The organism is Chromobacterium sp. FG89 (assembly GCF_057808735.1).
On sequence record NZ_JBMDIQ010000021.1, the window covers coordinates 24,026 to 34,312 of the forward strand.

Consider the following 10,287-nt stretch of genomic DNA (forward strand, 5'->3'; position numbering starts at 1 on the left):
AATCAGGCGGGCGAGGAATGCTTTTAGCATGGTAAATATTGATAATAAGAATCAATTGCAACTACAATGCCGGGTTTTACGCTAAGCGCCTGTTCATGATCCCGCGAGCAAGAGCGAGACAAGGCGAAAACGAGCGAAAAGCGGAAGGTACGCGTGGCATATGAGTATTTTGAGCGGGTGCTCACCGTGCAACGCTGCACGAAGCGCAGCAGATTTTTGAACAGGTTCTAAGCCGACGATGCGAGAGGAAACCCTATGAAGTCAATCTGGAAGCTGCTGGCCATCGTCCTGCTGAGCGGCTGCGCGGCCCTGTCTCAGGAGGCCGAACCGGCCGGAGACCCGCCCGGCCGCATTGTGGACCTGCGCAGCGGCGAAGTTTTGCAGCCGGCGCAATTGTTGCAGCGGCTGGCCCCGGCGCCGCGGCTGCTGGTGGGGGAAAAGCACGACAACCGCGAGCACCACCGCATCGAACGCTGGCTGGCGACGGAACTGGCGGCGCGGCGGCCGCAGGGCAGCGTGCTGCTGGAAATGCTGACCCCGTCGCAGCAGGCCAAGGTGGAACAGGCGCAGGCCCGGCTGCGCGCCGGCCAGCCGCTGTCCGGCGCCGCGCTCGCCCAGGCGGTGGATTGGCTGCCGGGCTGGCCGTGGCCCTTGTACGGCAAACTGGCCGAGCATGTGATGCGCGCGCCTTATCCGATGCTGGCGGCCAATCTGGACAGGAACGAGATGCAGGCGGTGTACCGCAGCCAGGTGCAATTGCCGGGCCAGGCGTCCACGCGGCCTGAGGTGCGCGCCAAGCTGAGCGAACTGATCCGCGAGGAGCACGGCGGGGAGGTCAAGGCCGAGCACCTGGCCTCGATGCTGGCGGTGCAGCAGGCGCGGGACCGGCGCATGGCCGAGCGGCTGCTGGCGGCGCCGGCGCCGGCGCTGTTGATCGCCGGCGCTTATCACGCCGCCGCGGACATCGGCGTGCCGCTGCATGTGCGCGATTTGCAGCCGCAAACGCCGTTGCGGGTGCTGATCCTGGCGGAAGAGGGCATGAAGCTGGACGCGCGCCAGGGCGATTACGCCTGGTTCACGGCGCCGGCCCGGCCTTGAGCGCGGTTGCGCTGCGCTTATATATTGATAATGATTCTCATTACGTATAACATTCTCAACTCGAACAAATAAAACTTCGCTTGGATTTCCGATGATGAACACCATGAAACGAGCGGCGACAGGCTGCGCGCTGGCAGGCGCGTGCTGGCCGCTGACGGCGCTGGCGGAAGCCGGCGCGGCCATGCCGGCCGACCTGAGCGCGCTGGGCATGTACCGCGCCGCCGACCCGGTCGTGAAGACCGTGATCCTGGGCCTGCTGCTGGCGGCGCTGGCCTGCTGGGTGGTGCTGCTGGTCAAGGGCGCGGCGCTGTGGCGCGCCGACCGCGCCACCGGCCGCGCGCTCAGCCTGCTGGGCGAGGCCGCCACGCTGAGCGAGGCCCGCGCCGGCTGCGCCGCGCAGCCGGCGCACGAGCCGGCCCGCGGCTTGCTGGCCGAAGCCGACGCCGAGCTGCGCTTGTCCTCGCCCGGCGCGCCGCGCGACAGCGTGCAGGCGCGGGCGGGCTTCCGGCTGGAGCAATGGCAGGCGGAGCAGGGGCGGCGCTTGGCCGCCGGCATCGGCCTGCTGGCCACCATAGGCGCGGTGGCGCCCTTCGTCGGCCTGTTCGGCACGGTGTGGGGCATCATGAACAGCTTCGTCGGCATCGCCCGCAGCGGCAGCAGCTCCTTGGCCACCGTGGCCCCGGGCATCGCCGAGGCCTTGCTCGCCACCGCCGTCGGCCTGGTGGCCGCCATCCCCGCCGTGGTGATCTACAACCTGTTCAGCCGCGCGCTGGCCCGGCACAAAGGCCGCAGCCAGCAGGCGGCCGGCCTGGCGCTCTTGCTGCTCAGCCGAGAGCTGGACGTCCGCGCGGAGAGCGCTTGAATGGCCGGCGGTTTTCCCAGCAGCCAGGACGAGGGCCTGGCGGAGCTGTCCGATATCAACGTCACCCCCTTCATCGACGTGATGCTGGTGTTGCTGATCATCTTCATGGTGGTGGCGCCGCTGTCCACCGTGGACACCCGGATCGAACTGCCGGCCTCCAGCGCGCGCCAGCAGCCGCGGCCGGACAAGCCGCTCTACCTGTCGATGAATCAGGACCGCTCGCTGCAACTGGGCAAGCAGCCGGTGACGCTGGCGGAGCTGGCCGCGCGGCTGGACCGCGACAGCGGCGGCCGTCGCGACACCCCGCTGTTTTTCCAGGCAGACCGCCAGGCGCGCTACGAAGACGTGATGGCGGTGATGGACGCTTTGCGCGAGGCCGGCTATCTGAGCGTCGGCCTGGTCGCCCGCGAGGGCGGCTGAGATGGCCGTCGCCGCATGGGATCGTCCGCCGCTGCCGCTGGCCAGCTGGGGCAACGCCTGTCTGCTGACGCTGGGGGCGCCGCTGTTGGCGCTGCGCCTATACCTGTCCGTGGCCGAGCCGGTTCCGGCCCCGGCCGCGCCGGCCGCCGTGATGCGGGTGTGGGCCGCGGAGGTCAGCGCCGAGCCGTCCAGCCGTCCGCTGCCCACCGGCGCGCAGCAAAGCCTGGCCGCCGCCGCCAGCCGGCCCAAGGCCGAGCGCCGTCCGGAGCGGCTGCCCAAGCTGGCCGAGGCGGAAGCGCCGCGGCTGTTGGCGGCGCGGCAAAGCCGGGAACAGCCCGCGGACAAGGCGGAGGCGCGGGACAGCGAGCAGGCCTCGCAATCCGCGCCGGCCGCCAGCAGCGCCGCGCCGCGGGCCGACGCCGGGGAGGTCGCCGCCGCGCCGTTCAATAGCGAGGGCGCGGCGCGCGCGCTGAAGCAGAGCTGGGAGGGACGGGTGCAAAGCCATCTGGCGCGTTTCCGCCGTTATCCGGAAGACGCCAGCCGCCGCCGCCGCGACGGGGTGGTCAAGATGAGCTTCGTCGTCGACGCCGACGGCCGGGTCTTGTCCAGCCAGCAATTGGCCGGCTCCGGCACCGCCTCGCTGGACCGCGAGGCCGCCGCCATGCTGCAGCGTGCCCAGCCCTTGCCGGCGCCGCCGGCGGATCTGCTCAAGGGCGGCCGGGTCAGCGTCAGCATGCCGATGCGCTTCGAGCTGAGCGAATCTTAAGCCCGGTTCCGCTCCCGTCCTGTAGCGCCTATCCATCCGGTTTTTCGCGTCGCCGCCGGCGGCGCGCATCCTGAATCGAGGTTCGCATGAAGTTGAATTCCCATCTGTCCGCGGCGGCGCTGGCCGGCGTCTTGCTGGCGTTCGCGCCGGCCGCGTCCGCAGACGCGCCGCCGCAGGCCGAACGCCGGCCGCAAAAGTTGGAAGCGCACGGCGATGTGCGCGTCGACGACTACGCCTGGCTGCGCGACGACAGCCGCAGCCGGCCGGACGTGCTGGCCCATCTGGAAGCGGAAAACCGCTACGCCGAAGCCCAGTTGGCGGCCGCCGAGCCGCTGCGCCGCACGCTGCTGGCCGAGATGCGGGCGCGCATCGGCGAGCGCGACAGCTCGCTGCCCTTTGTCGACGGCGGCTGGCGCTATCGCGAAAGCTATGCGCCGGGCGGCCAGCAGCCGCGGCTGGAGCGTCAGCCCGCCGCCGGCGGCCGCTGGCAGTTGCTGCTGGACGGGAGCGAACGCGCCGCCGGCCAGCGTTACTACCGCTTGGGCGCCTGGAGCGTGGCCGCCGGCCGGCCCATGCTGGCGGCGGCGGAAGACCTGGGCGCGCGCGGCGCCTCGCGGCTGTCGCTGCGCGATCTGTCCAGCGGCCGCTGGCTGCCGGAAACCCTGGAGCAGGCGTCCGGCAGCCTGCAGTGGAGCGCAGACGGCGGCAGCCTGTTTTACGTCAAGCTGCACCCGCAAACCCTGCGCCCCTACCAGCTCTACCGCCATCGCCCCGGCCAGCCGCAGAGCCGGGACGCGCTGGTTTACCAGGAAGACGACGAGGCCTTCTCGCTGAACCTGTCCAATACCGCCTCGCGCCGCTATCTGCAATTGATCGCCAGCAGCGCCGACAGCTCGGAAACCTGGCTGCTGGACGCGCATGCGCCGGACGCGCCGCCGCGGCGTTTCGCCGCGCGCCGGCCGGGCCGCGAATACTATCTGGATCACTACCGCGACCGCTTCTACCTGCGTTCCAACCACGAGGGCGGACGCTTCGGCCTGTACCGCGCGGCGGCGGCGGGCGCGGATTGGGAGGCGGTGCTGCCGCCCGACCCCAAGCGCGAGCTGGACAGCTTCCAGCTGTTCCGCCGCTACCTGGTGGTTAAGGAGCGCGCGGACGGGCTGACCCGCATCCGCCGCATCGCCTGGCGGGGCGGCGAGGAGCGCAGCCTGGCTTTCCCGGACCCGAGCTACCGCGCCTGGCTGGCCTACAACCCGGACCCGGACAGCGGCCGCCTGCGTTACGGCTATTCCTCGATGAGCACGCCGACCTCCACCTATGAGTGGGACATGGCCGGCGGCGGCAGCCGCCTGTTGCAGCGCAAGGCGATCGCCGGCTATCGGGCCGGGGACTATCGCAGCGAGCGGGTCTGGCTGACGATGCGCGACGGCGCGCGCGCGCCGGTGTCCTTGGTCTACCGCAAATCCTTGTTCCGCAAAGGCGGCAATCCCTTGCTGGCCTATGGCTACGGCGCTTACGGCACCAGCATGGACGCCGCCTTCGGCAGCCAGCAACTCAGCCTGCTGGACCGCGGCTTCGTCTTCGCCATCGTCCACGTGCGCGGCGGCGGGGAACTGGGCGAGGACTGGCACCGCCAGGGCAAGCTGGAACGCAAGATCAACAGCTTCAACGATTTCGTCGACGCCGGCCGCGGCCTGCTGCGCCAGGGCTACGCCGCGCCCGGCCGCTTGTACGCGATGGGCGGCAGCGCCGGCGGCCTGCTGGTGGCCGCGGCGATGAACCAGGCGCCGGAACTGTTCCGCGCGGTGGTGGCGCAAGTGCCCTTCGTCGACGTGCTCTCCACCATGCAGGACCCGACGCTGCCGCTGACCACGGGCGAGTACGGCGAGTGGGGCAATCCGGAACGGGCCGAGGCCTATCGCTGGATCAAGGCCTACAGCCCCTATGACAATGTGGCTGCGCGACGCTACCCGCATCTGCTGGTCAGCGCCGGCCTGCACGACGGCCAGGTGCCGTACTGGGAGCCGGCCAAATGGGTGGCCAAGCTGCGCGAGCGGCAATGGCCGGGCCAGCGCCTGTTGCTGTTCACCGACATGACGGCCGGCCATCGCGGCCAGTCCGGCCGCTTGAACCGGCTGGAGGCGGCGGCGCGCGATTACGCTTTCCTGCTGACGGTGGACGCCGAGCCGCCGTCCCCGCCCGCGGCGCAAGCCGGAAGCTAATCTTGATCCCCGCCGCCGGCCGCGCCGGCGGCGGGCTGGAGCCTGTCGCCATGTCCATTTCGTCCCCCGCCTGGCCGCCTGGCCCGCGGCTCTCCTGTTCCAAGCCGTCCGTTTTCGCGCCTGACGCGGCGGACGGCGATCACTGTGGAGAGTTTGCTTGTGAAAAAGAAAATGATGGCCCGGCTGGTCGGCGCCGCGCTGGCGGTGGCAGCCGCTCCGGCCAGCGCGGCGGAGAACGCCGCCGGGCAGGGGAATGTTGAATTCAAACCTTTGGTGGTGTCCGGAGACGCGCTGAGCGACGAGCAGCGCGCGCTGGAGAAACCCGGCGCGGTCAGCAGCCGCGGTGAAAACACCAAGCTGCAATCGCTGGACAGCATCCTGCGCGGGATTCCCGGCACCTATACCCAGATCGACCCCGGCCAGGGCGCGGTCAGCGTCAATATCCGCGGCCTGAGCGGCCTGGGCCGGGTCAACACCATGATAGACGGCGTCAGCCAGAACTATTACGGTTCGGCGCCGTCTTCCTTGAGCCACGGCGCAGCGCCGTCAAGTTCCTTCGGCGCGCTGATCGATCCCAACTTCATCGTCGGCGTCGACGTCACGCGCGGCACCGGCGGCGGCGCCAGCGGCGTCAACGCGCTGGCGGGCAGCGCCAACTTCCGCACTCTGGGCGTGGAAGACGTGATCTTCGACGGCCAACAGCAGGGCGCGCGCCTGAAGTACAGCGTGGGCAGCAACGGCCTGGGCCGCAGCGGCATGGCGGCCGGCGCGGCGCGGACGGAACTGGCGCCCGGCGTGCGCTTCGGCCTGCTGGGGGCGATCAGCAGCAGCTCGATAGGCGGCAATTATCGCAACGCCCAGGGCGTGGACAGCGAGGCCTTCGGCTTCGGCTACGACGAGCACTTCACCCAGAACCCGCAGTCGCAGATGTTCAAGGCCAATCTGCGCGTGGGCGATGTCCACGAGGCGGAACTGTCCGCGCGGCGCTATCGCAACAACTTCGTGCGCCGCGACATCCAGAGCGACGACTTCTACCTGAAGTACAACTACACCCCGCATTCGGAATGGCTGGACTTTTCCGTGCTGGCCAGCCACGGCCGCGGCCGCCAGGCCTATCAGCGCGGTTCCCTGTTCAGCTTCTACAACAGCAGCACGGACAACATCGGCGACGCGCTGGAAGCGCGCAACAGCAGCCGCTTCAGCCTGGCCGGCGGCGACGCCACGCTGAGCGTCGGCGGCAAGTGGATGCGCAACCGCTTCACCCGCAATGTGAACAGCATGGTGCAAAGCACCGACGACAATCCGGACGCCAACCAGCAGGCGATAGAAAACAATATATTCGCGCCGGCCGGCCGCCAGGAAATCCGCAGCCTGTTCACCGGTCTGGAGTTCCGCCGCGGCATTTACACGCTGCAGGCGGATCTCAACTACAGCCGCTTCGCGCTCAGCGGCCATAAGCCGGCTTGCGATCCGCGCGTGGAATGCTTCCCGCAAGGCGCGGCCGACATCAAGCTGGAAGAAAGCGCGTTCAACCCCTCGCTCTTGCTGTCCGCCGAGATCAAACCCTGGTTCCAGCCCTTCGCCAGCTATGCGCGCACCATGCGCGGGCCGAATCCGCAAGAGGTCTTCTTCGCCAATTCCGGCGGCCAGTCGATGAACCCCTTCCTGAAAAGCGAACACGCCGAAACCTACCAATTGGGCGTGACGTCGATGTTCCACGGCCTGCTGAGCGAGCGCGACACCCTGCGCACCAAGGCGCTGTTCTACCGCAGCCGCATTGCCGACTACATCTCCAGCCAGGCCTTCAATGTGTGCAAGGGCGGACGCAAGTGCACGCTGGACGAGTTTTGGTCCAATGGCTCCGACGACTACAACGACGGCATGACCATCTACACCAATTCGCTGACCCCGGTGCGCACCCGCGGTTTCGAGCTGGAGGCGGACTATGACGCCGGTTTCGTCTACGCGCGGCTGTCTTACAGCCGCGAGCACACCAGCCAGCCGACCTCCTTCGCCAGCGGCATGTTCTCCGTCGGCAATGTCAGCGAGCTGCCGGACGAGTACTACACGCTGGACCTGGGCAGCCGCTGGCTGGAGCGCAAGCTGGAAGTGGGCGCGCTGTTCAAGCGCGACGGCGCCAACCGCCGGCTGTCGCCGGACCAGTTGCAGGACGACAGTACCAGCGCCTATCTCAAGGAGGAGCAGAAGGCCAATCCGGTCATCATCGACCTCTACGCCAGCTATCGCGTCAACAAGCAATGGCTGATCCGCGCCGGCGTGCGCAACCTGGCCAACCGCAGCTACTCCGAGCCGCTGAACACCTTGAATTCGCTTCCGTCGCAGTCGCCCGACATCTCGCCCAACAGCACGGCGCGCGGCCGCAGTTATATGCTGGCCACCGAACTGCGCTTTTAAGAAGCTGCGTACGATTTGCTGCGCGCCGGCGATACGGCGTTGAAAACGCCTTGTCTCGCCTGAGCTCGCGAGATCATAAACAGGTTCAAAGCCAGGTCGTCTCAGGGTAGATTGTCCAGGTTCCGGCATGACCGGAACCTGGACAAGACCAAACGACAAAGGAGATCTCCATGAACAAGCTCAGCCGCGCGGCCATCGCCGCCTTGTGCGCGCTCAGCGTAGGACACGGCGCGCAGGCCGCCGAGGCCGACAATCGCAACGGCCCGTCCGGCAACGGCGGCAATAATCTGCTGATCGCCGCCGCGGCCTGGAAGCAGACCGCGGCGGAATACCGCGCGCTCTACCATCAGGCTTTCAATCTGGCGCGGATGCGGCTGGATCAGGCGCTGGCGGCGCGCAAGCCCGGCGACAAACCGCTGGCCGTGATCACCGACATCGACGACACCGTGCTCAACGCCGTCAATTACTGGGGCTATCTGATCCAGCAGGACCGGGATTTCTTCGACGATGCGATCTGGGACAAATGGATTCCGGAAAACAAGCTGACCGCCACGCCCGGCGCGCTGGACTTCTTCAACTACGCCCAATCCCAGGGCGTGGAAGTGTTCTACGTCAGCAGCCGCGATCAGGGCGACAAGACCTATGAATACGCGCTGGGCAATCTGCGGGCCGCCGGTTTTCCCTTCGTCGACGAAAAGCACGTGACCATTCTGCGCGACAGCTCCAACAAGGAGCCGCGGCAGAAGGAAATCGCCGCCCAATACAATGTGGTAGTGATGTTGGGCGACAACCTCAACGATTTCCAACGCAAATACTATGTGAAGGATGTGGACGAGCGCGCGCGTTTGATGGAGGAGGACCGCGAGCTGTTCGGCCGCAAATTCATCTTGATGCCCAATCCCACCGACGGCCACTGGATGCGGGCGATTTTCGGCGACTCCGAGCCGCCGGCCTCGGACCGCAACCGCGAGATCTTCAAGAAGGCGGCCAGCAAGTCCGCCTGGAAGCCGGCGCCCTGAGCGGCCGGGCCCGGCGGGCGTTTGCGTCGCGCCGGGCCGGCCACTATGATAGCCGCGGGAGCGCCGCGCGCTGCCCTCGCTTCCGCGGCCGGCAAGGCCCGCCGCGGGTTTGATTCCTCCTCAATGTCTTGAAGCCATGTCCGCCGACGCCACCGCCCCTCTTTCCCCGTCCGATTCTTCCGCCGCGCGCGAACTGGAGCCGGCCATCGCCCCTCATTTGCAATTGCTGGCGCACAGTGCCGGCGAGGAGGTGAGCCGGACCCGCGCCGGGCTCGGCCTGCTGCTGCTGTGGCTGAGCGACGACGTGCTGGGCGCGGTGAACGCGGATTTGCAGGCCTTGGACGTGACCGAGAGCAAGCTGAACGTATTGATGCTGTTTTCGCTGCAAGAGCAGGGCTGGTGGCGGAACGGGCCGCTGACCCCGTCGGCGATCGCCGATTATCTGGGCGTGACCCGCTCCACCGTCACCGGCCAGCTGGACTGGCTGGAACGGCGCGGCCTGCTGCAACGGCAACTGCGCGACGAAGACCGCCGCAGCCTGGGGCTGAGCCTGACCGAGGCTGGCCGGGAACTGCTGAGACAGGCGCTGCCGGGCTTCTGGCGCGCCTGCCAGCGCCTGACCGAGGCGCTGGACGAGAGCGAATGCGCGGCGCTTTGGCCTTTGCTCGCCAAAGTGTGGTGCCGGCTGAAAGCGGACTGAGGCCGCTTTCTCAGCGCGGCGCGCTGGGCTGAGCGCCGGCCGCCGCCAAGGCGTCCGCGCGGGCGCGGTCGCTGGCCTTGCAGCGGCAATGGCCGATCTGGTGCAGCTCTATCAGGTGGCCGGCCGGATCGCGCAGGAACAACTGCGTCAATTCCGGCGCGGCGACGTTGGCCTGCCGCCAGTGGGCGATGCCTTGCCGCAGCAATTCCGCCTCCGCCTGGGCGATGTCCCGCACCGCCAGCGCCACATGATTGTCCACCGGATCCTGATCCGCGCCCTGAGCGTACGGCGACACGCCGTCGTTGCCCAGCAGATGGATCTGGCAGTCGTTGCCCAGGTCCAGGAAAAACCCGGGCACCCCGGGGATGTGCCAGCGGCCGGCGTCGGCGTCCAGGCCCAGCACGTCGCGGTAAAACGCGCCCATGGCCTCAACCAGGCTCAGAGGCATGCGCAAGCCATGATGGTGCAATTCCAATACTTCGATAGCCATTAGTGTGCTTCCTTAAGTGGAGGGTGACGATAGAGGCGGCCGCCTGTCGCTATATAGTACGTTATACGTACTATACGTCAAGCGTATTTTAAGCGGGACAGACGGAAACCTCAGCCAAGCCAGCAAGCCGCGCGCCAACGGCTATATTGCCTTCATGCAATGCGGGTAGTTTTTCATGCGGATTATTTTAAATAACAAATTTAAATAGAAAAAAAATTTGCTATCTAATTGGATGAAATCTAATATCTGTTTAATGACTTGTAACTTGATGTTGAGATAGACCTTGACGGGCCAA

Annotated in this window: 9 protein-coding genes; 8 read left to right on the plus strand and 1 reads right to left on the minus strand. The window is 67.4% G+C overall.

The features are described 5' to 3' along the window. Nucleotides 1-255: 255 nt before the first annotated feature. The 8 genes from ACODRW_RS18670 (at nt 256) to ACODRW_RS18705 (ending at nt 9,502) form a co-directional block, all read left to right on the plus strand. Nucleotides 256-1,098, plus strand: a complete 843-nt coding sequence (locus ACODRW_RS18670) for a ChaN family lipoprotein (RefSeq protein ID WP_488906416.1) — start codon at nt 256-258, stop codon at nt 1,096-1,098. A 91-nt stretch (nt 1,099-1,189) separates the two neighbouring features. Beyond that, nucleotides 1,190-1,960, plus strand: coding sequence for a tonB-system energizer ExbB (exbB, locus tag ACODRW_RS18675; protein ID WP_227107365.1), 771 nt, complete (start codon nt 1,190-1,192; stop codon nt 1,958-1,960). Then, entirely contained in the window at nt 1,961-2,380 is a 420-nt protein-coding gene (exbD, locus tag ACODRW_RS18680; RefSeq protein WP_235089616.1) for a TonB system transport protein ExbD, read from the plus strand. 1 nt (nt 2,381) lies between these two features. Further along, a complete protein-coding gene (locus ACODRW_RS18685) occupies nt 2,382-3,146 on the plus strand; it encodes an energy transducer TonB (RefSeq protein ID WP_488906417.1) in 765 nt (254 codons plus the stop codon). Between the two features lie 86 nt (nt 3,147-3,232). After that, nucleotides 3,233-5,368, plus strand: coding sequence for a S9 family peptidase (locus tag ACODRW_RS18690; protein WP_488906418.1), 2,136 nt, complete (start codon nt 3,233-3,235; stop codon nt 5,366-5,368). Between the two features lie 159 nt (nt 5,369-5,527). Next, the gene (locus ACODRW_RS18695; protein ID WP_488906419.1) at nt 5,528-7,783 is read left to right on the plus strand and encodes a TonB-dependent receptor domain-containing protein; all 2,256 of its coding nucleotides are present in this window, start codon (nt 5,528-5,530) and stop codon (nt 7,781-7,783) included. A gap of 170 nt (nt 7,784-7,953) precedes the next feature. Further along, nucleotides 7,954-8,802, plus strand: a complete 849-nt coding sequence (locus ACODRW_RS18700) for a 5'-nucleotidase, lipoprotein e(P4) family (RefSeq protein ID WP_488906420.1) — start codon at nt 7,954-7,956, stop codon at nt 8,800-8,802. 136 nt (nt 8,803-8,938) lie between these two features. Continuing rightward, on the plus strand, nt 8,939-9,502 hold the full coding sequence (locus tag ACODRW_RS18705; RefSeq protein WP_107799936.1) for a MarR family winged helix-turn-helix transcriptional regulator: 564 nt from the start codon (nt 8,939-8,941) through the stop codon (nt 9,500-9,502). Nucleotides 9,503-9,512: 10 nt separating this feature from the next. Here ACODRW_RS18705 and ACODRW_RS18710 read toward each other — a convergent pair whose 3' ends face one another. After that, nucleotides 9,513-9,992, minus strand: coding sequence for a VOC family protein (locus tag ACODRW_RS18710; RefSeq protein ID WP_227107373.1), 480 nt, complete (start codon nt 9,990-9,992; stop codon nt 9,513-9,515). Nucleotides 9,993-10,287 lie beyond the last annotated feature (295 nt).

Bases quoted from the DNA above. Each gene is read 5' to 3' on its own strand.
- exbB (WP_227107365.1), top strand. From the start codon at position 1,190: ATGATGAACACCATGAAACGAGCGGCGACAGGCTGCGCGCTGGCAGGC.
- ACODRW_RS18710 (WP_227107373.1), bottom strand. From the start codon at position 9,992: ATGGCTATCGAAGTATTGGAATTGCACCATCATGGCTTGCGCATGCCT.
- ACODRW_RS18700 (WP_488906420.1), top strand. From the start codon at position 7,954: ATGAACAAGCTCAGCCGCGCGGCCATCGCCGCCTTGTGCGCGCTCAGC.
- ACODRW_RS18690 (WP_488906418.1), top strand. From the start codon at position 3,233: ATGAAGTTGAATTCCCATCTGTCCGCGGCGGCGCTGGCCGGCGTCTTG.
- ACODRW_RS18705 (WP_107799936.1), top strand. From the start codon at position 8,939: ATGTCCGCCGACGCCACCGCCCCTCTTTCCCCGTCCGATTCTTCCGCC.
- ACODRW_RS18685 (WP_488906417.1), top strand. From the start codon at position 2,382: ATGGCCGTCGCCGCATGGGATCGTCCGCCGCTGCCGCTGGCCAGCTGG.
- ACODRW_RS18670 (WP_488906416.1), top strand. From the start codon at position 256: ATGAAGTCAATCTGGAAGCTGCTGGCCATCGTCCTGCTGAGCGGCTGC.
- exbD (WP_235089616.1), top strand. From the start codon at position 1,961: ATGGCCGGCGGTTTTCCCAGCAGCCAGGACGAGGGCCTGGCGGAGCTG.